The organism is Thalassobius sp. Cn5-15 (assembly GCF_022347685.1).
In the GTDB taxonomy this organism is placed as follows: Bacteria; Pseudomonadota; Alphaproteobacteria; order Rhodobacterales; family Rhodobacteraceae; genus Thalassobius.
Genome location: NZ_JAKRGF010000001.1, coordinates 1,008,400 through 1,030,563 on the forward strand (window position 1 = coordinate 1,008,400; position 22,164 = coordinate 1,030,563).

22 protein-coding genes are annotated in these 22,164 nt (G+C 58.4%); 20 read left to right on the forward strand and 2 right to left on the reverse strand.

From position 1 onward, the window contains the following. Positions 1–129 precede the first annotated feature (129 nt). From MHM86_RS04805 to pyrC, 6 genes are all read left to right on the forward strand, one after another. Entirely contained in the window at positions 130–1,161 is a 1,032-nt protein-coding gene (locus MHM86_RS04805) for a glycosyltransferase family 2 protein (RefSeq protein ID WP_239196428.1), read from the forward strand. Further along, a complete protein-coding gene (locus tag MHM86_RS04810) occupies positions 1,158–1,820 on the forward strand; it encodes a sulfotransferase family protein (RefSeq protein WP_239196430.1) in 663 nt (220 codons plus the stop codon). The genes MHM86_RS04805 and MHM86_RS04810 overlap by 4 nt, the downstream gene beginning before the upstream one ends. After that, the gene (locus tag MHM86_RS04815; RefSeq protein ID WP_239196432.1) at positions 1,820–4,243 is read left to right on the forward strand and encodes a glycosyltransferase family 2 protein; all 2,424 of its coding nucleotides are present in this window, start codon (positions 1,820–1,822) and stop codon (positions 4,241–4,243) included. The genes MHM86_RS04810 and MHM86_RS04815 overlap by 1 nt, the downstream gene beginning before the upstream one ends. 3 nt (positions 4,244–4,246) lie before the next feature. Beyond that, positions 4,247–5,326, forward strand: coding sequence for a glycosyltransferase family 2 protein (locus tag MHM86_RS04820; protein ID WP_239196434.1), 1,080 nt, complete (start codon positions 4,247–4,249; stop codon positions 5,324–5,326). A gap of 170 nt (positions 5,327–5,496) precedes the next feature. Further along, on the forward strand, positions 5,497–6,507 hold the full coding sequence (locus tag MHM86_RS04825) for a phosphoadenosine phosphosulfate reductase (RefSeq protein ID WP_239196436.1): 1,011 nt from the start codon (positions 5,497–5,499) through the stop codon (positions 6,505–6,507). A 47-nt stretch (positions 6,508–6,554) separates the two neighbouring features. Further along, positions 6,555–7,595: a dihydroorotase gene (gene pyrC, locus MHM86_RS04830; protein ID WP_239196438.1), complete on the forward strand. Its 1,041-nt coding sequence runs from the start codon at positions 6,555–6,557 to the stop codon at positions 7,593–7,595. Between the two features lie 158 nt (positions 7,596–7,753). Here the strand turns inward: pyrC and MHM86_RS04835 are convergent, their stop codons facing one another. Next, positions 7,754–8,638: a putative phage abortive infection protein gene (locus tag MHM86_RS04835; RefSeq protein ID WP_239196440.1), complete on the reverse strand. Its 885-nt coding sequence runs from the start codon at positions 8,636–8,638 to the stop codon at positions 7,754–7,756. A gap of 138 nt (positions 8,639–8,776) precedes the next feature. Between MHM86_RS04835 and MHM86_RS04840 the strand changes: the two genes are divergently transcribed. The 10 genes from MHM86_RS04840 to MHM86_RS04885 all read left to right on the forward strand — a co-directional run bounded on the left by MHM86_RS04840 (position 8,777) and on the right by MHM86_RS04885 (position 17,548). Further along, positions 8,777–9,457, forward strand: coding sequence for an orotate phosphoribosyltransferase (locus MHM86_RS04840; protein ID WP_239196442.1), 681 nt, complete (start codon positions 8,777–8,779; stop codon positions 9,455–9,457). Positions 9,458–9,698: 241 nt separating this feature from the next. Beyond that, positions 9,699–11,204 (forward strand): replicative DNA helicase, encoded by a 1,506-nt coding sequence (locus MHM86_RS04845; protein ID WP_239196444.1) that lies wholly within the window; start codon positions 9,699–9,701, stop codon positions 11,202–11,204. Between the two features lie 150 nt (positions 11,205–11,354). Further along, on the forward strand, positions 11,355–12,413 hold the full coding sequence (gene alr / locus MHM86_RS04850; protein ID WP_239196446.1) for an alanine racemase: 1,059 nt from the start codon (positions 11,355–11,357) through the stop codon (positions 12,411–12,413). Beyond that, a complete protein-coding gene (locus tag MHM86_RS04855; protein ID WP_239196448.1) occupies positions 12,410–13,192 on the forward strand; it encodes an ABC transporter permease in 783 nt (260 codons plus the stop codon). The genes alr and MHM86_RS04855 overlap by 4 nt, the downstream gene beginning before the upstream one ends. Then, positions 13,189–13,935, forward strand: coding sequence for an ABC transporter ATP-binding protein (locus MHM86_RS04860; protein ID WP_239196450.1), 747 nt, complete (start codon positions 13,189–13,191; stop codon positions 13,933–13,935). The genes MHM86_RS04855 and MHM86_RS04860 overlap by 4 nt, the downstream gene beginning before the upstream one ends. A 30-nt stretch (positions 13,936–13,965) precedes the next feature. After that, on the forward strand, positions 13,966–14,352 hold the full coding sequence (locus MHM86_RS04865; RefSeq protein ID WP_239196452.1) for a hypothetical protein: 387 nt from the start codon (positions 13,966–13,968) through the stop codon (positions 14,350–14,352). After that, on the forward strand, positions 14,352–14,798 hold the full coding sequence (locus tag MHM86_RS04870) for a paraquat-inducible protein A (RefSeq protein WP_239196454.1): 447 nt from the start codon (positions 14,352–14,354) through the stop codon (positions 14,796–14,798). The genes MHM86_RS04865 and MHM86_RS04870 overlap by 1 nt, the downstream gene beginning before the upstream one ends. A gap of 44 nt (positions 14,799–14,842) precedes the next feature. Continuing rightward, the gene (gene radA, locus MHM86_RS04875; protein ID WP_239196456.1) at positions 14,843–16,210 is read left to right on the forward strand and encodes a DNA repair protein RadA; all 1,368 of its coding nucleotides are present in this window, start codon (positions 14,843–14,845) and stop codon (positions 16,208–16,210) included. Between the two features lie 32 nt (positions 16,211–16,242). Next, positions 16,243–16,797 (forward strand): CvpA family protein, encoded by a 555-nt coding sequence (locus tag MHM86_RS04880; protein ID WP_239196458.1) that lies wholly within the window; start codon positions 16,243–16,245, stop codon positions 16,795–16,797. A 199-nt stretch (positions 16,798–16,996) separates the two neighbouring features. Then, positions 16,997–17,548, forward strand: coding sequence for a hypothetical protein (locus MHM86_RS04885; RefSeq protein ID WP_239196460.1), 552 nt, complete (start codon positions 16,997–16,999; stop codon positions 17,546–17,548). Between the two features lie 17 nt (positions 17,549–17,565). Here MHM86_RS04885 and MHM86_RS04890 read toward each other — a convergent pair whose 3' ends face one another. Continuing rightward, positions 17,566–18,639, reverse strand: a complete 1,074-nt coding sequence (locus MHM86_RS04890; RefSeq protein ID WP_239196913.1) for an agmatine/peptidylarginine deiminase — start codon at positions 18,637–18,639, stop codon at positions 17,566–17,568. Positions 18,640–18,813: 174 nt separating this feature from the next. On the opposite strand from MHM86_RS04890, the gene purF reads away from it, so the two are divergent. From purF to MHM86_RS04910, 4 genes are all read left to right on the forward strand, one after another. After that, on the forward strand, positions 18,814–20,298 hold the full coding sequence (gene purF, locus MHM86_RS04895; RefSeq protein WP_239196462.1) for an amidophosphoribosyltransferase: 1,485 nt from the start codon (positions 18,814–18,816) through the stop codon (positions 20,296–20,298). Between the two features lie 149 nt (positions 20,299–20,447). Continuing rightward, positions 20,448–20,732 (forward strand): hypothetical protein, encoded by a 285-nt coding sequence (locus tag MHM86_RS04900; protein ID WP_239196464.1) that lies wholly within the window; start codon positions 20,448–20,450, stop codon positions 20,730–20,732. A gap of 139 nt (positions 20,733–20,871) precedes the next feature. Further along, complete coding sequence (locus MHM86_RS04905; RefSeq protein WP_239196465.1) at positions 20,872–21,447, forward strand: DUF2199 domain-containing protein; 576 nt, start codon at positions 20,872–20,874, stop codon at positions 21,445–21,447. 46 nt (positions 21,448–21,493) lie between these two features. Further along, on the forward strand, positions 21,494–22,141 hold the full coding sequence (locus tag MHM86_RS04910) for an SDR family oxidoreductase (protein WP_239196467.1): 648 nt from the start codon (positions 21,494–21,496) through the stop codon (positions 22,139–22,141). The last annotated feature ends 23 nt before the right edge of the window (positions 22,142–22,164 follow it).

Sequence of the window (22,164 nt, forward strand, 5' to 3'; positions counted from 1 at the left end):
GACAATTGACGCAAGCGTTAGCGAATTGTACACATTGAGGAAACAAGCGGCTAAAGCACAAATAAAATCAGCCGTTTCGAGAGCAGAGAGTTTCCCAGTGAGCCGTCTACAGGTCAGAGAGGCAGGCAGATGCGAGTAACAGCCGTCACCTGCGTTAAAAACGAAGGTCCATTTCTGTTAGAATGGATTGCCTTCAACCGATTGATCGGGGTGACCGATCATCTGTTTTATTCAAACGATTGCAGCGACGGCACCGATGAGATGCTGAATGCACTGGCTGCGCGTGGCATTGTGCAACACCTGCCCAACCCCGCTGAAGGGCGCAATTACCAGATGGAGGCACTGAAGCACGCCGCCAAACAGGACATTGTGACCAACGCCGATTGGGTCTGGATCGCGGACGTGGATGAATTTTTGAACATCCATGTGGGCAATCACACCATCCCCGCCTTGATCGAGGCGTGCGACAATCCTCAGGCGATTTCGCTGAACTTTCAGTTCTTTGCCAGCGACGGGGTGGAGGTGTTTGAAGATCGTCCAGTGATCAGCCAGTTCAGCCGGTCTCACAACCCTGACCTGTGGTGTGGCGATACAGCAATTGAGGTCAAATCGCTGGTAAGGCACGATTTTCCGCTGCAGTATTTCGGCGCGCACCGCCCATTTTTCCGCGAAAAACTGCCACCGAAGAAACGTCCCACATGGACCGATGGGTCGGGTCGCCCGGTGCAGCACAAGTTTCTGGTCGCCGCCAACCCGCGTCGTATCCGCAAGTTTCCCGCCCACGGTGCGCGCGCGCATGCGACGCTCAACCATTATGCGCTGCGATCGCTCGACAGCTATCTGGTGAAAAACGACCGCGGAGATGTGAACCGAGAAAATCGCGCCTTTGACGACACCTACTGGCGCGAGCGCAATGATCCCGCATGGGAAGACACCAGCATCCAGCGATATCTACCTGATCTAGAGGCTGCACTGCAGGATCTGAAGTCAGATCCTGAGATCCGCGCGCTTCACGACAAGGCCTGTGATCTGCACCGCGCCAAACGCGATGAATTGCTGACGCAGCCTGCCTATCAGGCGATGCGCGATCAGCTGCGCGCAGCCTCAACCCTGCCGCCACAGGAAGAAGAGCTGATCAAGCGGCTGGATCTGCCGGTATGACCAGGCTGCGCGTAGTCAATCTGGGCCTGCCCAAATCCGGCACCACCACTGTCGCCCGCGCCCTGCGCCGCGCCAGCCTGCACACCGCCGATTTTCGCATCCGCACAAAGCAAAGCAAGGACGATCACCTGATTGGTGAATATGTCGCCTCGCTCATCTATGAAGGATATTATCGCACCGGCGACCCATTGGCCTATCTGGATGAATTTGATGCCTTCAGCGAAATCAGCATGCTGCGCGCCGGGCATTCGATGTGGCCGCAAATGGATTTCGGCGTGATAGAAGCGATCCGCACCTTGCACCCGGGGGTGAAGTTCTTTGCCAGCTGGCGGCCTGCGGCGGACATCTCTGCCTCTATGGCACGGTGGTCGAACATGACCACAGAACGCCTGCCCGTCCATGATCAACCCGGCCTGCCTGCGGGGTATGGCGGCGCAGATCATCAGCGCCAACGCTGGATTGACGCGCATTACGCCCATCTGGACCGACTCTTTGCCGGTAGCAACGCCTACCTGCGCCTTGATATCCGCGCAGACAACGCCCGCGATCAACTGGCCACCCATCTGGATCGCGCGGTGCCATGGTGGGGCCATCTGAACAAAAATTCCGGCGGCGCAACCGCGGCGGGCGATGACACAACTAAGACGGAGGCCGTCTGATGCAGATTTACCTGCACATCGGTATGGAACAGGTGGGCGCCGCCCGCATTCAGGACGTTCTGGCACAGAAGCGCGAGCAGCTTGAAGGCAAGGGCATCCTGTTCCCGCGCGGTCCCGGCGGCAAAAATCATACGCGTCTCTACATGGCCGCAACCGACCCCGATCACGTGGACACCCTGCGTTACAATCGTGGCTTTATTGATCCCAGCAAGCAGCGCGAGTTGTTTCTGGAAGTGCAGCGCACCATTGTGCGCGATGTGGCGGCGGTGCGGCCCGAAAAACTGATCCTGTCGGCCAGCCAACTGGGCGCCTCACTGGCGCGGCGATCTGAGCTGGAGCGGTTGAAGTCCCTGCTGGCGCCGCTGGAGGCAGAGGTCATCGTTGTGGCCCACATTGACGAACAGGCCCGCCTGTTGACCCGCCGCTACGCCGCGCAGGTGATGGAGGGGCGCGCCACCTCGCTAACGCGCGAAATGGATATGGCAGGCAGCGCTGACTGGTGGGACGACGCCCTGCTGGACGGCCATAAAATTGCGCCGGAACAGGGCGAATTTCTGGAAATTCAGCATCCCGCCTTCTGGCTGGATTACGCACGTTTGCAATCCGAATGGGAAGCCGTCTTTGGCGAGGGCTGCATGCGGTTGCGCCCCTACGATGAGGCACTGATTTATTCCGAAGACGTGACAGATGAAATCCGCGCGATGTTTGACATCGAACAATCCATTGGCCGCGCCAATGCTGCCGACATTCCGGCGGAACCCTCTGCTGCGTGGATTACGCGCGGGCGACTGATGAACGAACAGTTCCTGCATCTGTTGAAACACTCGAACAAGCTGATCAATCGCCAAATGTGGCGCAAATTCATGGCAGAGATTGAAGTAGACGGTGCCCCGCTGAGCGCAGGCAGCCTCTCGTCGATCTCTGAAGGTTTTGCTGCTGCGAACAAGGCATTGCTGAAAGCGCACCCTGCCCTGACCAAGGCGTGCCTGACCCCCGACAGCGTTGAGCCGGACTGGGAAGAGGCGGATCCGACCAAAGGCTTCCGTGCGACACAATACCTGTTGTCCTTCCTGCACAGGATCAACAAATTCACCCGCGAAGAGCGCGACGCCAAACAGGCAGAGCTGGAAAAGTTACGCGCCGCCACACCGATGGCGACAGAGGCAACGCCCGCGCCTACAAAAACCGCCCCCGCAAAGCCCAAGCAGCCAGCCGAGAAACCAAAGCCCAAGGATGGGCTGTCAGACGCCGCCCGTGCGATCATGCCACCGTTGGCCGTGCAGAATTTCGAAAAACTACAAACCTCATCCTTCAAACCGCACAATGACATCGGCACTGTTGAGGAAACGCAAAAAGGGCGCGCCTACCGCACGGTGAAGCCGCGGAAATTGCCGAAAGGATCCACCGGAAACGTCATCGTCGGCTGCATGAAGAATGAAGCGCCCTATATCGTCGAATGGGTCGCTTACCACCGCGCCATCGGGGTCGATAACTTCCTCATTTATACGAACGATTGTTCTGACGGCACCAGCGAGATTCTGGACCGCCTGCAAGAAATGGGCATCCTTCAGCATCGCAACAATGATAAATGGAAAGGCAATTCGCCCCAGCAATATGCCCTCAATCAGGCGCAGAAGGAACCAGTACTGCAAAACGCCGAGTGGATTGCACATATTGATGTGGACGAATTTATCAACGTGCGCTGCGGCAATGGCACGCTTCAGGCCTTCTTCAAGGAGGTGCCGGATGCCACCAATGTCGCGATGACATGGCGGCTGTTCGGCCACAACAATGTGCAGAAACTGGACGACAGTTTTGTCATCGGCCAATTCGACAAGGCTGCGCCCAAATTCTGTCCGAAACCCCACACCGTCTGGGGTTTCAAAACGATGTTCAAGAACATCGGCGCCTATGAAAAGATCTCTTGTCACCGCCCCAACAAACTGGGCGAAGATTTCAAGACAAAGGTGAAATGGGTCAACGGGTCGGGCAAGGATATGACCCGGGAAGCGTCGGAAAAAGGCTGGCGTAGTTCAAAGAAATCCATTGGTTATGATCTGATCCAGCTGAACCATTACGCCCTGCGCAGTGCCGAAAGCTATCTAGTCAAACGTCAGCGTGGTCGGGCGCTGCATGTGGATCGCTCTATCGGCTTGAACTACTGGATCCGCATGGACTGGTCCGATTTCACCGATCTGACCATCCAGCGCAACCTGCCGCGACTGCAGGCGGAATACGACCGCTTGATGCAGGACGACACGCTGCGAGAGTGGCATGACAAAGGCTATGCGTGGCATCAGGCCAAAGCGGCAGAGCTGCATGACATGGATGAGTTCGAAGACCTTTACCAGCAGGCGATCAAGCTGAAACTCTCTGAGATAGAACGTGTCGCCTATGCACTGGCACTGGATATGGAGAGCTAAGCGATGCGGGCGCTGGCGGTTCTGACGGTACGCAATGAGGGTGCCTTCTTGCTGGAATGGCTGGCGCATCACCGTGCAGTCGGGTTTACTGATTTTCTGGTGTTCTCCAACGATTGTCAGGACGGCACTGATCTGATTCTGGACAGGTTGCAGGACATGGGGCAGCTAACCCATGTGCGCAATGATGGCCCCTATGGCAAAGGCGGCATTCAGTTCACTGCCTATAAGCTGGCCGAAAAACACCCCCTGATGCAGACGGCTGATTGGGTGATGACGCTGGACATTGATGAGTTTGTGAACATCCATGTGGGCGATCACACCCTGTCGGCGCTGTTTTCTGCCTTGCCCGATGCCACCGCGATCCCGCTGACCTGGCGATTGTTCGGCAACGCGGGTCAGGCGCGGTTTGTCGACGCGCCAGTCACGCAGACGTTTTTCCGCGCGGCCCCTGTGGTGATGTATTGGCCCTGGCGCGCAGCAATGTTCAAAACGCTTTACCGCAATGATGGCTCTTACGCCAAATTGGGCGTGCATCGCCCCCGTCAACCCGATCCCGCGCGGCTGAAAAACCAACGCTGGTTTGACGGTGAGGGGCGCGAATTGCCCGAGAAATTCGCCCGCAGCCAGATCTTTTCGCCCTACGGGCGCTCCAACTACGCGCTGGCTCAGCTCAATCACTATCCCTTGGGCGCGATGGAAAGCTATGTGCTGAAATCCGACCGTGGCCGCGCGGTCCATGAGGGAGATCGTCTGGGCATGGACTATTGGGTGGAGCGGAACTTTAACACCGATGAAGACCGCAGTGTCACCGCGCTGGCGCCGCAGATGCAGGCGGGGCTGAGCGCGCTGCAATCAGATCGCGATCTTGCTGCCCTGCATACACGTGCTGTCGCATGGCGCCATGAACGTTTTGCCGCCTTGATGCTGGAGGAACCTTATCGCGCACTGTTTGCACGTCTGATCATGACCCCGCCCAGTCAGCCGGTCAGCCGACAGGCCGCACATTTCCTGATCCAGCACGCCAACAAGGCCCGCAAAGCGCAGCAGGAAGCCAACAAAACAGGTCGCATCAAGGACGACTAAGCCGCCACATTACTGCCCTATTCAGGGGCAAAAGCCCCGTGAAACCCGCCATTTTTCCGCAATTTTGCCGCATACTGAGGGCAATCTCACCTCAACACCCAAAGCCCGACCTGTGCAGCGGATGCATCTGACAGGTCAAAAAAGGGCCCGGTTTTTTGAGGAATTGAGTAATGTTGGACGCCCCGAACCCGCTGGACACCCCGCTGAATGGTTTGAAAAAGGCCGAATGGCTGCAGCGCTACAGCGAAGTCACCGCTGAAACCGGTTTCTTTCAGCCGCTGGGCAACCGCCATGTGGCCGGGTTTGTCGATGAAAAGCCGATCCTGCTGGTCACCTTTGAGACGCTGGCAGGTATCCAATCCCTGTCTGAAGAGGCGCAGCCGATGGGCTGGGATTTTGCACGCGCGCTTGGCTGGTCACATCTGTCGGTGGTCAGCGATGGCGACACGTGGTTCCGCGCGCCCGAGATTTACGGCTTTTTCGATCGACTGATTGACGACGGCTTCTTTGAAGAATTTGATCGGGTTATCTTCTACGGTGCAGGTCCCTGTGGCTACGCCGCTGCTGCTTATTCCGTTGCCGCCCCCGGCGCACAGGTGGTAGCCGTGCAACCGCAGGCCACATTGGATCCGCGGGTAACCGAATGGGATCCGCGTTTCACCGAAATGCGCCGCACCTCCTTCACTGATCGCTTTGGCTATGCACCGGATATGATGGACGCGGCCCAACAGGGTTATATCATCTATGATCCTTATGAAGAGTACGATGCCATGCATGCCGCCCTCTTCACGCGGCGCAACGTGACCAAGCTGCGCATGCCCAATATGGGCAGCGTGCTGCAATCTGATCTGATGTCGATGGAAATCCTGTTCCCGATCATCGAAGCCATCGGCGAAGGCCGGTTTAACGAACAGGTCTTCGCCAGCCTGTTGCGTGCACGTCGCGACTATCCACGTTATCTGCGCGGCCTGATTGCTCGCATGGACACCGCCGAACGTCCGTGGCTGGCAGCAATGATCTGCCAAAACGTCATCGGGCGCATGAAGGCACCGCGCATCCAGCGTCGTCTTGATGCGCTGAAAGTCGCCGCCCGCGAAGGCAAGATCCGCATTCCCGGCGTCACCGCTGATCCGGCAGCCGTCGCTGCCGCCAGCCAAGAGCCTGCAAAAGACGGCGAATAAAGCCAAGACCCTAGCATAGCTTCCCATCATTGTGTAATCGCGGGGGCATGAGCACCTCCATCACCATTCCCCGCCCCGATGACTGGCACCTGCATCTGCGCGATGGCGCGATGCTGGCGGCCGTCCTGCCCGAAACCGCCCGCGATTTTGGCCGTGCGATCATCATGCCCAATCTGGTTCCGCCCGTCGTGACCGGTGCGCAGGCTGGCGCCTACCGCGACCGCATTCTGGCCGCCCTGCCCGAGGGCATGGCGTTTGAACCCTTGATGACCCTCTACCTGACCGAGGATACAGATCCCACAGACGTCGCCGCCGCCCATGCCAGCGGTCTGGTCAAAGCGGTGAAGCTGTATCCCGCAGGCGCCACCACCAACTCTGCCTCCGGTGTGACCAACTTCGACAAAGTCCGCCCCGTGCTGGAGACGATGGCCGAAATTGGCCTGCCCCTTTGCACCCATGGCGAGGTGACGGACAATCACATCGACATCTTTGATCGTGAGGCCGTGTTTATCGACCGCGTGCTGGATCCGATCCGCCGCAGCACTCCGGGCCTGCGGGTGGTGATGGAACATATCACCACCGCCAATGCGGCCGATTATGTGCGCAGTCAGGACAGTGATCTGGGCGCTACAATCACCACGCACCACCTGATCATCAACCGCAACCACATTCTGGCCGGTGGCATCAAGCCGCACTACTACTGCCTGCCCGTCGCCAAACGCGAAGAGCACCGTCTGGCCCTGCGCGCCGCCGCCACCTCTGGCGATGCGCGTTTCTTCCTCGGCACCGACTCCGCGCCGCACACGGATGAGAACAAGCTGCAAGCCTGCGGCTGCGCCGGCTGTTTCACCGCGACGAACACCATGCCGCTTCTGGCACATGTATTTGAAGAAGAGGGTAAACTGGACAACCTTGCCAAATTCGCCAGCGAAAACGGCCCCAACTTCTACCGCCTACCGGTGAACGCAGGGTCGCTGACACTGGTAAAGAACGAGGCCGCAACCGCGTTCCCCAGCCATATCACCAGCGAAGACGGCCCCGTCACCGTGTTCGACCCCGGTTTTCCGGTGCACTGGAAAGTGGCGTAAGCCGTCATTTGAACGAAAGGGCTGTGCCTGCCTGGGTAGGTGCTGCCAACACGACTTCATAGCAAGATCACGACCTAGCGCCGAACCGAGGGGTGGTGCGAACGCGCCGCCCCGTGGGGTCGGTTCGGCGCGGCCCAACAGTGCCTGTTGGGCGGGGTCTATTCGGTAGTTTTTTCTTCAATTTCTTGCCGGCGAAGTTCTTCGCAGACTGCTTGAATATCAAAGCCGTTCAGCTTAGGCGGCAAGTGTTTGAGGATGTCATAGCGATCGACAAAGACCTGTAGTTTGGCCGCCTCAGCACGAGCACAATTCAGCGCGATAAGCTGCAACTCACTATCCGAAAGCTGGGCGCGTAAGATGTTGGTATAGGTCTTTTTCTGCTCAACACCAGAATGATCGACAAGTTTCAGGATATTGTAGAGAAGTCGGAAGTAGCTGTTGAGGTCATTAGAATATCTCAGCATGCCAGAAGAAACCCTGCTCGTTAGCGACACGAACTTTTCTTCTGTTGTCGCTTCTCTCCAAACAGGAACTCGACCACCGAGGACATTCGGCTGCGTCTTTCCCGTTTCAACACTAGAAGCGAAAAGCGTGATATTATGCAAGAGCCGCTCTAATTCATCCCGCCCTCGCTGAGGTTCACTGCCCTCACCTGGATGCTTTTCCACCAAATCCGCAATGTAATGATTGAAAACATTCAACAGATTAAAAAACGTCTGCTCAAACATCTGTTGCTTCAAACTTTGGTTTTGCAGTTCCATCTGCTCTTTCTGCCCTGACAATTCCGCCCGCGCTGCTTTCATTTCCCCGCGTTGCAGTTTTAGGTCTTCCCGCTGCATGGCAATCTGCGCTTTCTGCTGCCGTAGGGTGATGATCAACCCGACGAAGGCCAGTCCAGTAAACAGTGACGTCAGCGCACCAAAGGAGTCGCCAAACGTGCCGACCTCTCCGTCAACCCCAACACTCCACTGCACCAACCAAGACGACGCCAGCCACGCCGCAACAACCAACCCGACCCAAATGAACGGCCAAACTCTCTGCATCCCAATCCCTCAAACACAACCTTAAGCTATCCGCGTCACCCTACCCCGCCGCCCATTCACCGCAACCCTCTCGACATCGCTGCACTAGATCGGCTATCAGCCCCCAAGCTGCTGATCGCATCAAAAAGGTTCTGCCCAATGATCCCCACCGCCTACCCGTCGAAAGAAGAAATCGCCCGCCTCTCTGCCCGTATGCTGCTGGAGATCGGCGCGGTGAACTTCAACGCGCGTGAGCCCTATACGCTGGCCTCTGGCCTGCCCTCGCCCAGCTATGTGGATTGCCGCAAGCTGATCTCTTTCCCGCGTATCCGCACCACGCTGATGGACTTCCTCACCGTGACCGTTATGCGCAATGCAGGGTTTGAGGCGTTTGACAACGTCGCAGGTGGTGAAACCGCTGGTATTCCGTTTGGCGCGCTGGTTGCTGAACGTATGGCACTGCCGATGACCTATGTACGCAAAAAGCCCAAAGGCTACGGCCGCAACGCCCGTATCGAAGGTGTGATGACCGAAGGCCAACGCGTTCTGCTGGTCGAAGATATGACCACCGACGGCGGCTCAAAACTGTCCTTCGTCGATGCGATCCGCGACACAGGGGCGGACTGTGGCCACACCGCAGTGATCTTCTACTACGACATCTTCCCAGAAACCACGAAACGCCTGGGCGATCACGGCGTGGAACTGCACTATCTGTGCACATGGTGGGATGTTCTGGCCGAAGCCAAAGCGCAGCAGGCCTTTGATGAGGAGACCTTGACCGAGGTTGAAGCCTTCCTCAACGATCCCCGCGCCTGGCAGGAAGCGAACAAGAAAGACTAACCTCTTTCGCCATTTAAATGAGCAAAGGCACGCAGATCCGAACAGGATCATAAGGCGTGCCTTTGTCACCTCTGGGCACCGCCCAGACCCAGATATTGACAGATACAACGGACACGCGACAAAATACGGTATAAATTCGGGTTATCCCCAGTAAATTCACAGGCTGGCCCACAGAAATATACAATTTGCCGCCCCTTGGTCCCATAGCGTAGAACCTCGCTCTAGCGGGGGACATCATTCCATGAACGAAATCGCACCGATCAACCAAACTGCACCGGCTGAGATGCAGCCAGAGGCAAGTGATGCCAGCGATCCTATGCCGCATTCCATCGAGGCTGAGCAGCAGCTTCTGGGCGCGGTGCTGACCAACAACGACGTCTACGACAAGATCGCGTCGATCATCACCGCGCATCATTTCTACGAACCCGTGCACCAGCGCATCTATGAGGTCGCCGCCGCACGTATCGCCAAGAACCAGCTGGCCACGCCGGTGACACTGAAGGCGTTTCTGGAGGAGGATGAGGGGCTGAAGGCCCTCGGCGGCCCCGCCTATCTGGTGCGTCTGGCTGGCGCGTCGATCTCGGCCTTTGCGGTGCGTGATTATGCACAGATGATCTATGATCTGGCGATCCGACGTGAATTGATCCGTTTGGGCGGTGACATATCGGAAAAGGCGCGCCGTGTGGATGTGGCGTCTGAACCAAAAGAACAGATCGTTGAGGCAGAGCAGAAGCTGTATCAGCTGTCTGAACAGGGCCAGACGGAATCCGGTTTCAAATCCTTTCTGAAGGCTGTGACCGAGGCGGTGAATGTCACAAACGAAGCCTACCAGCGCGGTGGCGGCATGGCCGGTATCTCCACTGGGCTCATGGACCTCGATAAACAGCTAGGTGGCTTGCACCCGTCGGACCTGCTGATCCTTGCCGGTCGTCCGTCGATGGGGAAAACTTCGCTTGCCACCAACATCGCGTTCAACGTGGCCAAGGCCTATAAACGAGGCCTGAAACAGGACGGCACCGAAGGCGCGATTGAGGGCGGGGTTGTCGGCTTCTTCTCACTGGAGATGAGCGCCGAGCAGCTTGCCGGCCGTGTTCTGGCTGAGGCCTCGGAAATCTCGTCGCACAAAATTCGTCAAGGCGACATGACGGAGGAAGAGTTCCGCCGTTTTGTGCAGGCCGCAAAAGAGCTTGAGGCCTGCCCGCTGTTCATCGACGACACACCCGCGATCCCGATCAGCCAGTTGGCCGCCCGGGCGCGTCGTCTGAAACGGACACATGGGCTCGACCTCCTCGTGATCGACTATCTGCAACTTTGCCGTGGTATGTCCGACAACCGTGTGAACGAAATCGCCGAAATTTCCATGGGCATGAAAGCGATCGCCAAAGAGCTGAACATTCCAGTGATCGCGCTCTCGCAGCTGTCGCGGAACGTGGAAAGCCGCGACGATAAACGCCCGCAGCTGTCAGACCTGCGTGAATCCGGGTCGATCGAACAGGATGCGGATGTTGTGATGTTCGTGTTCCGTGAGGAATACTACAAGGAACGGGAAAAACCCGGCGAGGAAGAGCTGGAGAAAATGCAGGAATGGCGCGACGCCATGGAGCGCCTGCACGCCAAGGCCGAGGTCATCGTCGGCAAACAGCGTCATGGTCCCATCGGCACCGTTGAGCTGTCGTTTGAGGCGCAGTTCACCCGCTTTGGCAACCTCGTCAAAAAATGGCAACAGGACGATCAGGGCTATCATTAATCCCACGATCCTGCGGGGGGGGGCGCCAACGCCCCCTTTCAATGACCTCCAAATACTCAAAGCGTACAGCCACGCCACAACGCGCAGCGTTTTGATCTCTGCGATGCGCTTTCATCTTGACCCGCAACAAGGGGCAGGCAAAACAGGCACATGACTGTTTCGACCCTCACCATCGACTTTGACGCGCTAATCGCCAACTGGCAGGCGCTTGATGCAAAATCCGCCGCCTCCGTGGAAACCACTGCGGTGATCAAGGCTGATGGCTACGGCCTCGGTTCTGGCGCCGTGGCCAAGGCCCTGTGTCAGGCAGGTGTGCGCCGGTTTTTTGTCGCCGCCGCCGAGGAGGCCGTGCCAATTCGTGACGCGATCTGTGACGGGGCCGAAATCTGTGTCTTCTCCGGCCATGGCGCGGGGGATACGGACCTGATCCGCGATCTGGATCTGATCCCGATGCTGAACTCCACCGCGCAACTGGATCGTCACCTCACCGCCCTGCCCCACCGTGGCTATGGCGTGCAGCTGGACAGCGGCATGAACCGTCTGGGCATGGAACCTGCGGAATGGGCCGAAACCCGCAAGCGTGCCGAGGGCGGCGATCTGCGGCTGGTGATGTCGCATCTGGCCTGCGCGGATGAGCCGGATCATCCGATGAATGCCCGACAGCTCGCCTGCTTCAAAGAGATGACTGCAGGGGTCACCGTGCCCCGTGCCCTGTCAGCCACCGGCGGGATCCTTCTGGGGTCTGACTACCACTTTGACCTCGTGCGGCCGGGCATTGGTCTTTACGGCGGCTTGCCGTTTGCAGAAGCCCAGCCCGTCGTCACCGTATCCCTGCCAGTGATCCAGGTGCGCGACGTGTCCGTGGGCGAAAGCGTTGGCTATGGCAACAACTGGGTGGCGGGCCGCCCCAGCCGTATCGCCACTGTAGCGGCAGGCTATGCGGATGGCCTACACCGTGTGATCGGCAACGGGCTAAATGGCGCATCACTCAACGTTTACGCGGATGGCGTGGCCTGTCCGGTGGTGGGCCGTGTGTCGATGGACCTGATCACAGTGGACATCACGGATCTGGCCCAAGAGCCCGAAGCGTTGCAGATCCTCAACGCGCAGCAAACGGTGGATGATCTGGCGGATATCGCTGGCACCATCGGTTATGAAATTCTTACCTCTCTGGGACGGCGCTACCAGCGCCGCTATGTCGGCGGATGATTGTGATACGTGGTTTGGCGGTCCTTGGGGCGCAGGTTATGTCGATGTTGGCGGTTGTGGGCCGGCTAACACTTTTTGCGCTGGAAACGGTGACGCATCTGGTGCGCCCACCGTTTTACACACGCGAGTTTCTGCACGCCTTGGTGCAAATCGGCTGGTTGAGTCTGCCAGTCGTCGGCATGACCACCCTCTTTACCGGCGGCGCACTGGCCCTGCAAATCTACGCAGGCAGCGCCCGATTTTCGGCAGAGGCAGTGGTGCCTTCCATTGTTGCCATCGGCATGGTCCGTGAACTCGGCCCCGTTCTGGGGGGCCTGATGGTGGCGGCGCGCGTTGCCAGTTCTATCGCGGCCGAGATTGCCACGATGAAAGTGACCGAACAGATTGATGCGCTGGTCACCCTGTCGACCAATCCGATGAAATACCTGACCCTGCCCCGCGTTCTGGCAGCCACACTTGCAGTGCCCTGTCTGGTGGGCGTCGGTGATGTGATCGGCATCATGGGCGGCTATCTGGTGGGGGTGACCCGCCTTGATTTCAACGCTGCGACGTATCTAAAAGTGACGTACGACTTCCTCGAGTTCGGCGATGTGATGTCCGGCCTCGTCAAAGGTGCGGTGTTTGGCTTCATCGTGGCCACTGTTGGCTGTTTTTACGGCATGAACTCTGGCCGCGGAGCGCAAGGCGTTGGCGCAGCGACCAAATCCGCGGTTGTTGCGGCCTCGGTCCTGATCTTTGCTGCGAACTACATTCTGACGGAGCTGTTTTTCACATCATGATCGAGCTACGCGACGTTCACAAATCCTTTGGCTCCAAGCAGGTTCTGCGCGGTGCCAACCTCATGATCCCCAAAGGCACCTCAATGGTGATTATCGGCGGGTCGGGCACCGGTAAGTCGGTGTTGTTGAAGTCCGTACTGGGGCTTATCACGCCGGACAGCGGGCAGATCACGCTGGATGGTCAGGACGTTGGCACCGGCGACCGCGACGCCTTCCTTGCGCGCTTTGGCATGTTGTTTCAGGGTGCCGCCCTCTTTGACAGCCTCAGCGTATGGCAAAACGTGGCCTTCCGTCTGTTGCGCGGCAGACTGAAACGCCCCAAGGCCGAGGCCCGCGAAATCGCGATTGAGAAACTGCGCCGTGTCGGCCTGAAACCAGATGTGGCGGATCAATACCCGTCCGAGCTGTCCGGCGGCATGCAGAAACGTGTGGGACTGGCCCGCGCCATCGCCGCAGAGCCAGAGATCATCTTTTTCGACGAACCAACCACCGGCCTTGACCCGATCATGTCCGGCGTCATCAACGATCTGATCCGCGAAATTGTCGTCGAAATGGGCGCCACAGCGATGACCATCACCCACGATATGACCTCGGTGCGGGCAATTGCGGATAACGTTGCAATGCTGCATGACGGCGTAATCAAATGGACCGGTCCGGTGGCAGAAATGGATGCCTCTGGCGATCCCTATCTGGATCAGTTCATCCACGGTCGCGCCGAAGGTCCAATTGAAGCGGTACGATAACCGACAATAATCAGTGCAAAGGGGGCAGAGATGGAAAAGACACCGCTGATTACAAATCTGGCGCCTGATATCTCGCCTATGCTGTTGTCGGTGATCACCATGCTGGTGATGGTGCTGCCGATCTTTGTTGCCCTGTCAGCGCTGCTGCGCCTTCGTGAATCGACCCCGCCCCGCGCCTCTTGGTCCTGTCTGGTGGCGGCAGTTTTACTGTTCCTGTCGTGGCTGATGCCGCCGGTATGGGTCAGTGACCCGGTGCTGCGCGCCTTCCGCGATTTTGCTGCGCTGGTGTTTTATGGCTGGATGCTGCTGGACTGGTTCCGCACTGGCCGTGATCACGGATGGAGTGTTGTGGACCTTCTGGTCATGGCCTTGATTGTCGCGATGATTGCCCTGACCGGTTGGGCCGTTCTGATCTGATGCTGCGCACGCTAAACCTTTGTTTGCTGGTCCTGTTCCCGGTCGCATGGTTTGCCCCTTTGTTGCGCGCGGGTCTGTTGCCACTCTTTGGCCTCAGTGAAATCAGCGTCATCTCTGGTCTGCAAAGCCTTTGGGACAGCGATGTTTTCCTCGCCCTTCTTGTCACCTTCTTTGCGCTGTTTGCGCCCTATGTGAAAACGCTGGGGCTGACATTGGTGCAGTTTGGTCTGCTGGACCGTCGCAGCCTGCCCGCACTCGCCGTATTGGGCAAACTGGCGATGGCCGATATCTTCCTCATCGCGCTCTATGTGGTGGTGGTGAAAGGCGTCGGACTGGCCACGGTAGAGGTGGCTTGGGGTCTCTACCTCTTTGCTGGCTGCATCCTCCTGTCTCTCGTCCTGTCGCTCACTGAAAGCTGGCAGTCGCGCTGTCGCAAGCAGCGCTGAAATCCTCATTTGACCCCCGTCGCCCGCTGTTGCATCAAGGCGCTATGGCCAAGCAAAGCAAAACCTTCAGCTGCACCGCCTGTGGCAGCACTTTCACCAAATGGTCCGGTCGTTGTGACGGCTGCGGCGAATGGAACTCTATTGTCGAGGACACGCCTCTATCGGCCGGTCCCGCATCCAAATCACTGGGCGGCAAGCGCGGATCCGCACTTGAGCTGACCGATCTGTCAACTGAAGAAGCCCCGCCGCCCCGCACGCAAAGCGGGCTGGAGGAGCTGGACCGCGTCCTTGGCGGCGGGCTGGTCCCTGCCAGCGCCATTCTGGTGGGCGGCGATCCTGGTATTGGTAAATCAACGCTTCTGTTGCAGGCCGCCGCACGGTTTGCCCAAGCGGGCCTGAAAACCATCTATGTCAGCGGCGAAGAGGCATCAGCACAGGTGCGCATGCGCGCCCAACGCCTTGATCTGTCGGATGCCCCGGTGAAGCTGGCGGCAGAAACAAACCTGCGCAACATCCTCACCACGCTAGAGGCAGAGATGCCGCAGCTGGCCATTATCGATTCAATCCAGACCATGTGGGCTGATAATGTCGACAGTGCACCCGGCTCCGTCTCTCAGGTGCGGGCGGCGGCGCATGAGCTGACCAACTTTGCCAAACGTAAAGGCATTTCCATTATCATGGTCGGGCACGTCACCAAAGAAGGCCAGATCGCCGGCCCCCGCGTGGTGGAGCATATGGTCGACACGGTGCTTTATTTTGAAGGCGAACGCGGCCATCAGTTCCGCATCCTGCGCGCGGTGAAAAACCGCTTTGGCCCCGCCGATGAAATCGGTGTGTTTGAAATGACCGGCGGCGGGCTGTCAGAGGTCATCAACCCATCTGCCCTGTTCCTGTCTGAACGGGGCGAGCCGTCGCCCGGATCGGTCGTCTTTTCCGGCATCGAAGGTACGCGACCTGTATTGGTCGAATTTCAGGCCCTCATCGCCCCCTCCCCCCACGCACAGGCGCGGCGATCCGTTGTGGGCTGGGATGCCTCACGTCTGGCGATGATCCTTGCGGTACTAGAGGCGCGCTGCGGGATTCCCTTTGCGGGCCTCGATGTTTACCTCAACGTCGCTGGCGGCCTGAAAGTGCGCGAACCCGCCGCCGATCTGGCGGTCGCAGCAGCGCTGCTCTCCGCACGCGAAGACGCGGCCTTGCCTGCAGATACCGTGGTTTTCGGTGAAATCTCGCTGTCTGGCGCCCTACGTCCCGTCGGTCAGGGCGAAAACAGGTTGAAAGAAGCGCAAAAACTTGGTTTCACCTCAGCCATCGTGCCTTCGGGGGGGAAAGTCACCGGAGGCGATGGTCTGAGTCTGCGATCTTACGCAGATCTGACCGCTTTTGTAGGTGATATTTTCGGCGCAGGTTGAGCGCACAAAGGAACAGGGATCGGGAACGCACAATGGACGGCTTTACCATCATCGACGGCGTTGTGGCGCTGGTCATCATTCTGTCGGCTCTTCTGGCCTATTCACGCGGCGTGGTGCGCGAAGGTCTGGCAATTGCTGGCTGGATCCTCGCCGCTGTACTGGCCTTCATGTTTGCGCCTACCGTGCAGCCGTTGGTGAAAGAGATCCCCGTCCTGGGTGAGTTCATCGCCGACAGTTGCGAATTGTCCATGCTGGGCGCGGCTTTTGTCGTAGCTGCGCTGGTTTTGGTGCTGGCCTCTGTTTTCTCGCCGCTGTTTTCGTCGATGATCCAGAAATCTGTCCTCGGCGGGTTGGATCAGGGCCTTGGCTTCCTCTTCGGAGTGGTGCGCGGTGTGCTGCTGGTGGCGATCACCTTCTTTGTTTATGAAACAATCGCTGTGGGCCAAGAGGTCGCGATGGTGGACAACAGCCGTTCGGCCAAGGTCTTCTCCTCGATGACCGGCAAGATCGAAGAGCGTGATCCCTCGGCCTCGCTGGGCTGGATCACCTCGAAATACGAGGATCTGGTTAGCAGCTGCGAACTGTAAGATCACCGGCAATAGAATTCAAAAGCGGCGTCCTACGGGGCGCCGTTTTTGGTTAAATCGACTTCATTTCACTGCGCTGCAGCCATAGTGGCCCACACCATTGGGTTGATACAGCGCATAGATATGCTATCGAACCATCCTCACTGTTCCGCAGCTCGCTTTTGCCCGCCATGAGAAACCCACACTCAAGGTGTTTATAATGACGATTAAAAGCCGACTGCTCACCACGATAAAAACCGCCGTTGTCGCAGGGTCGATCTGTAGTTGCGCAAACATGGCCGCATCACAAGAAACACTGCAGAATGGGCCATTGCGCGCCGCGCTATTAGCGCAAACCCAAAAGTATCTGAAGCTTAGGCAGAACGCATTGTATGATTTGGCTTGGGCAATGATGCGGGACCAGACGCGCGCAAAACTACCACTGCCAGAATACATCAAACTCCAGCAATCAATGAAGGCACGTATGGGTGGATTGGATGAATTCCAGGTCCTACGCACGATCAAATATGATGGGGGTATGTATGCCATTGACTACGCCGCCAGCTATGACAAAGGCGTCTATGAATGTGGCTACTTCATTTGGCGCGGCACGGCGCAAGATCTGAAACTAGGCCGCAGCCAACGCGAGCAGGCAAAATACGCCTACCTTGCAACGGATAAAGGCGCTGAGCTGCTCCGCACGCTTCGTTGCAAGGTGCATTCTCGAAAAATGCTCAGCCCCGCATACCGCGCAAGATACGCCTCTGAGTAAGTTAGCCCAAGTGTAAGTCACCCCACCGGCACCTCATGGGTGGCGCAGTGGATCCCGCCACCCAGCAGCCCCAGCGTATCCACGTTCAGCGTCACCACCTCGCGCCCCGGATAATGACGTTGCAGGGCGGCGACCGCCCCGGCGTCTGTCTCTCTATCCCCAAACTCTGCCGCGATCACCGCGCCGTTGCAGACATAGTAGTTGGCGTAAGAGGCCACAAACTCCACATCACGAACCCGTCGCTGCACAGGTTCGGCAATCACCTCCATCTCTACCCCAGCGGCCAGTAGAATATCGTAGGTCTCCAACGCCGCAGTGTAGAAGGCCCCATAGGGCGCAGGATCCGCAGGTAGATTGATCAGCCCACGATTCGGCCCCGTGAACCGCATCAGGCTGTCGATATGATAATCGGTAATGTCCCGCCCCTTAAGCCCCGGCGCCCAGATCATCCGATCCGCGCCATAGGCGGTGAGCAGCCGTTCCTCCACCTCCGCACGCGACAAACCGGGGTTGCGATTGTCGATCACCCAAGAGCTTTCATGCGCGACCAGAAGGCCATGCCCGTCCTGTTCCACGCCCCCCGCTTCGCCCACCAGACCGCTGGACATCAGCGGCAAGCCTAACCGTTCAGCAACACGCGCCGCCACCTGAGCGTCACGGCGATGCACTTGCTTGCCGCCCCAACCGTTGAACTGAATATGGCTGATCGCCCGCGCGCCAGTTCCATCCAGCGCGACAATCGGCCCGCTGTCACGGCACCACAGATCCTCCGTCGGAATATCCCAAAGCGTGACCTTATCCGACAAAAGGGCACGCGCCCGCGTATGATCTTCCTTTGCGGCCAGCATCACCACGGGTTCAAATTCGGCAATCGTATTCGCGATATCTGCAATGGTGCGCTGGGTGTCTTGCAGAAACACGCGATCGCCGTAAACAGAAAGGGCCACAGGAAATTGCATCAGCGTCATCTCATGCGGCTGCTCTTCGGACGGCACATACCAACGACGTGCAGCCGCCACCTGCCCTGTGAACCCACCCGCCATTATCGCCGCCATGCCACCCATGCCTGCCAAAAGCTGCCGCCGTTCCATCATCCCGTAAAACTCCTGTCGTTAATCGCATCCCCTTACCGTCCTGCAAAAGAGACGACGGGTCACAGCGATCATTTGTGATCCTTTCATGACACAAGCATAATGACACAGAGGCCCACAATGCCTATACGGAGGCGTAACGCCAGCAAACGGATTCGGAGCCTAACCTTGTCCATGCCTCAAAGCCCCGCCCAGCCCTCTCACCAGGATTATTTCGATCGTCAGGATGATGACGACAAACTGAAGGAGGAGTGCGGGATCTTCGGCGCCATCGGCGTAAAAGACGCCGCCAACTTCGTCGCCCTTGGCCTGCATGCGCTGCAGCACCGCGGTCAGGAAGCCGGTGGCATCGTCTCTCACGATGCTGAAGAAGGCTTCAATAGCGCCCGCCGTTTCGGATATGTGCGCGACAACTTCACCAGTCAGTCGCTGATGAAAACCCTACCCGGATCACTATCCATTGGTCACGTGCGCTATTCCACCGCTGGCAAGAAAGGCGCAGTAATCCGCGACGTTCAGCCGTTCTTTGGTGAATTTTCCATGGGCGGTGCAGCCGTTGCCCATAACGGCAACCTCACAAACGCCGAACATCTGCGAAAAGAGTTGATCGAGCGCGGTGCGATCTTCCAGTCCTCCAGCGACAGTGAATGCATTATCCACCTGATGGCCCGCTCTATGGGCCGTTCGATCCCCGACCGGATGAAAGAAGCCCTGCGTCAGGTCGAAGGCGCCTTTTCCATTGTCGCCATGACCCGCTCGAAACTGATCGGTGTCCGCGACGCGTTGGGCATCCGCCCACTGGTCATGGGCAAACTGGGCGAAGGCACGGTCCTGGCCTCGGAAACCTGTGCGCTAGACATCATCGGTGCCGAATTCATCCGCGAAATTGAACCGGGCGAAATGGTGGTCATCACCGAAGACGGCATCGAAAGCTACCGTCCGTTTGAACCGACCACCCCGCGCCCCTGTATCTTTGAATACGTCTACTTCTCGCGTCCTGACAGCATCATAGGCGGTAAATCCGTCTATGAAGTGCGGCGCGAAATCGGCCGTCAACTGGCGCTGGAAAACCCAATTGAGGCGGACATGGTCTGCCCTGTGCCCGACAGCGGCACGCCTGCGGCCATTGGCTACAGCCAAGAAAGCGGCATCCCTTTTGAAATGGGCATCGTGCGCAACCAGTATGTCGGCCGAACCTTCATCGAGCCGACCGAGCAGATCCGCAACATGGGAGTGCGTCTGAAGCTGAACGTCAACAAATCCCTGATGAAGGGCAAGCGCGTCATCCTGATCGACGACAGCATCGTGCGTGGCACCACCAGCCGCAAGATCAAGGATATGGTGCTGGAAGCAGGCGCCAAAGAGGTGCACTTCCGCGTCGCCTCACCGCCGACCATCTGGCCGGATTTCTATGGCGTCGATATGCCCACGCAGGAAGAGCTGCTGGCCGCCAAAATGACCGAAGAAGAAATGCGCGATTACCTCGGCGTTGCCTCGCTGAAGTTTGTGTCGATCGACGGCCTTTATCGCGCCGTGGGCGAGGAAATGGGTCGCAATCCCGCCGCGCCTGCCTATCACGATGCTGTCTTTACCGGCGACTACCCCATCGCGCCCAAGGACATGATGGCCAAAGGCTTCAAAATGAAAGCTGCCGAATAAGGTACGCTACAATTTGCATAAAAACGGGGGCAGTTTTCTGTCCCCGTTTTTTGTTCTGCTTATCTCTTCCTAAGTAATTTAGCGCAACCTCCACCCACGCGGCACGCATCTTGCGGGTCGTGTCGAAGTTATGTGTGGAGCGTTGTGAAATGTCTTGGTCCGGCCAATCCCGTTCACCGAAGCAACGGCCTGTCACTGCCGCGGCGGCGACTGCGACGCAGGCAGATGCGATGCCGTTGACGCACACCGCCTTGGTCGGTACAGTTCTGACGCCCACGGGACCACGCGCCTATGTGCATTTGGGACAGGGCCGCATACGCCGTGTGAAAACAGGCGACATTCTGGACGGCGCAAGGATCAGCGCCATTGAAAACGGCGCCTTGATCCTGAAACGCGCCAGCGACACCCGCCGCCTGATACTCCCGCCAAGCTGATGGCGCCAAGCTGATGGCGCAAAGGGGCTGCAGGACACGCGCCACCATCCCCACAGGTTCTGCGCCTGCCTCTTGCCGATCCCCGCCCCACATCCTACCCTGCGTGACAACTGATCCAAGACCGGAGCGCCCATATCAGATGGCCCTGCTAGACCTTGACGCGCGTTGGCGCCGTTTCAATGACCCGACCCGTCCCTGCCCACTGTGGGATGGCCATTTCTCCGGCATCTTCGACATCGGCTTTGAACACCCCAGCGCCTGGCCCCATGCCCCGCGCGGGGAGGAACCTTTTGCCAAAGTGGGCGACGATCAGCTGACCGCAGATCTGTGCCGTGTCGGCGATCAGCGGTTTATCCGCGCGGTGATCTCTTTGGCCGTGCAGGGAGCGGAGGATGAGCATCTGCATATCTCCCCTTGGGTAGAGGTCGCGCCGGAGGTGTTTTATGCTTACCTCGACAGTTTTGATGGCTCCGCCGACACCCCGCCTGAAGACTGTGAGGCCGTGCTGACCAACCAACTGCCGGGGTTTGAGGCCGAAACAGAGGCACCTTTGCCTGTCGTCCTACACTTCCCCAGCCCTGACGCACGCCCTGTGGCCATCGCCGAGGCAGGTAATCTGGCCGATGCGCAAGAGAACGGGATCAGCTTTGACCGGCTCTTGGATATCTATGCCGCCTTTGGGCAGGACATCCGGCCGCATCTGGTACATGACTGACGGCTTCACCCTTGACCTTGCCCCTAATTGATCGCACATCACCGTTATGACACAGAAAATCGCACTTATCACCGGCGCGTCCCGCGGCCTTGGCGCAGGTCTGGCAGAGGCTTTGGCGCAGACCCACCACATTGTTGCCGTGGCCCGCACCACAGGCGCGCTGGAAGAGCTGGATGACCGCATCCAGGCCGCAGGTGGTCAGGCGACACTGGCCCCGATGGACATCACCAACCCCGATGCGATGGCGCAGCTGTGCCGGTCGATCTATGATCGTTGGGGCAGTATCGATCTGTGGGCGCACACCGCGATCCATGCCGCCCCGCTGGCGCCAGCGCAGTTTATTGATGCCAAGGATTGGGACAAATCCGTCAATATCAACGTCACCGCCACCGGTCGTCTGATCACCTATGTCGCGCCCTTGCTGGGTGAAGCAGGCACAGCCCTGTTCTTTGAAGATCAACGCGGCGGGCAGAAATTCTTTGGCGCCTATGGCGCGACCAAATCAGCGCAGATGGATCTGGTCCGTTCCTGGGCCGCAGAAACCGCATCGACCGGGCCCAAGGTGCATATGCTGGCGCCCAAGCCACTGGCGACCGCAAACCGCGCCCGTTTCTTCCCCGGTGAGCCACGCGATGGGCTGGCAGCCCCCGCCGAAGAGGCCAAGCGCCTCTTGGCGACTCTGGACCTCGGTTAGGGCCCAAAAACCACATGACAATC

Bases quoted from the DNA above. Each gene is read 5' to 3' on its own strand.
- MHM86_RS04805 (WP_239196428.1), top strand. From the start codon at position 130: ATGCGAGTAACAGCCGTCACCTGCGTTAAAAACGAAGGTCCATTTCTG.
- MHM86_RS04810 (WP_239196430.1), top strand. From the start codon at position 1,158: ATGACCAGGCTGCGCGTAGTCAATCTGGGCCTGCCCAAATCCGGCACC.
- MHM86_RS04815 (WP_239196432.1), top strand. From the start codon at position 1,820: ATGCAGATTTACCTGCACATCGGTATGGAACAGGTGGGCGCCGCCCGC.
- MHM86_RS04880 (WP_239196458.1), top strand. From the start codon at position 16,243: ATGGACGGCTTTACCATCATCGACGGCGTTGTGGCGCTGGTCATCATT.
- MHM86_RS04825 (WP_239196436.1), top strand. From the start codon at position 5,497: ATGTTGGACGCCCCGAACCCGCTGGACACCCCGCTGAATGGTTTGAAA.
- MHM86_RS04860 (WP_239196450.1), top strand. From the start codon at position 13,189: ATGATCGAGCTACGCGACGTTCACAAATCCTTTGGCTCCAAGCAGGTT.
- radA (WP_239196456.1), top strand. From the start codon at position 14,843: ATGGCCAAGCAAAGCAAAACCTTCAGCTGCACCGCCTGTGGCAGCACT.
- MHM86_RS04905 (WP_239196465.1), top strand. From the start codon at position 20,872: ATGGCCCTGCTAGACCTTGACGCGCGTTGGCGCCGTTTCAATGACCCG.
- purF (WP_239196462.1), top strand. From the start codon at position 18,814: ATGCCTCAAAGCCCCGCCCAGCCCTCTCACCAGGATTATTTCGATCGT.
- MHM86_RS04900 (WP_239196464.1), top strand. From the start codon at position 20,448: ATGTCTTGGTCCGGCCAATCCCGTTCACCGAAGCAACGGCCTGTCACT.
- MHM86_RS04910 (WP_239196467.1), top strand. From the start codon at position 21,494: ATGACACAGAAAATCGCACTTATCACCGGCGCGTCCCGCGGCCTTGGC.
- MHM86_RS04865 (WP_239196452.1), top strand. From the start codon at position 13,966: ATGGAAAAGACACCGCTGATTACAAATCTGGCGCCTGATATCTCGCCT.
- alr (WP_239196446.1), top strand. From the start codon at position 11,355: ATGACTGTTTCGACCCTCACCATCGACTTTGACGCGCTAATCGCCAAC.
- MHM86_RS04855 (WP_239196448.1), top strand. From the start codon at position 12,410: ATGATTGTGATACGTGGTTTGGCGGTCCTTGGGGCGCAGGTTATGTCG.
- MHM86_RS04835 (WP_239196440.1), bottom strand. From the start codon at position 8,638: ATGCAGAGAGTTTGGCCGTTCATTTGGGTCGGGTTGGTTGTTGCGGCG.
- MHM86_RS04840 (WP_239196442.1), top strand. From the start codon at position 8,777: ATGATCCCCACCGCCTACCCGTCGAAAGAAGAAATCGCCCGCCTCTCT.
- MHM86_RS04820 (WP_239196434.1), top strand. From the start codon at position 4,247: ATGCGGGCGCTGGCGGTTCTGACGGTACGCAATGAGGGTGCCTTCTTG.
- MHM86_RS04885 (WP_239196460.1), top strand. From the start codon at position 16,997: ATGACGATTAAAAGCCGACTGCTCACCACGATAAAAACCGCCGTTGTC.
- pyrC (WP_239196438.1), top strand. From the start codon at position 6,555: ATGAGCACCTCCATCACCATTCCCCGCCCCGATGACTGGCACCTGCAT.
- MHM86_RS04845 (WP_239196444.1), top strand. From the start codon at position 9,699: ATGAACGAAATCGCACCGATCAACCAAACTGCACCGGCTGAGATGCAG.
- MHM86_RS04870 (WP_239196454.1), top strand. From the start codon at position 14,352: ATGCTGCGCACGCTAAACCTTTGTTTGCTGGTCCTGTTCCCGGTCGCA.
- MHM86_RS04890 (WP_239196913.1), bottom strand. From the start codon at position 18,639: ATGGAACGGCGGCAGCTTTTGGCAGGCATGGGTGGCATGGCGGCGATA.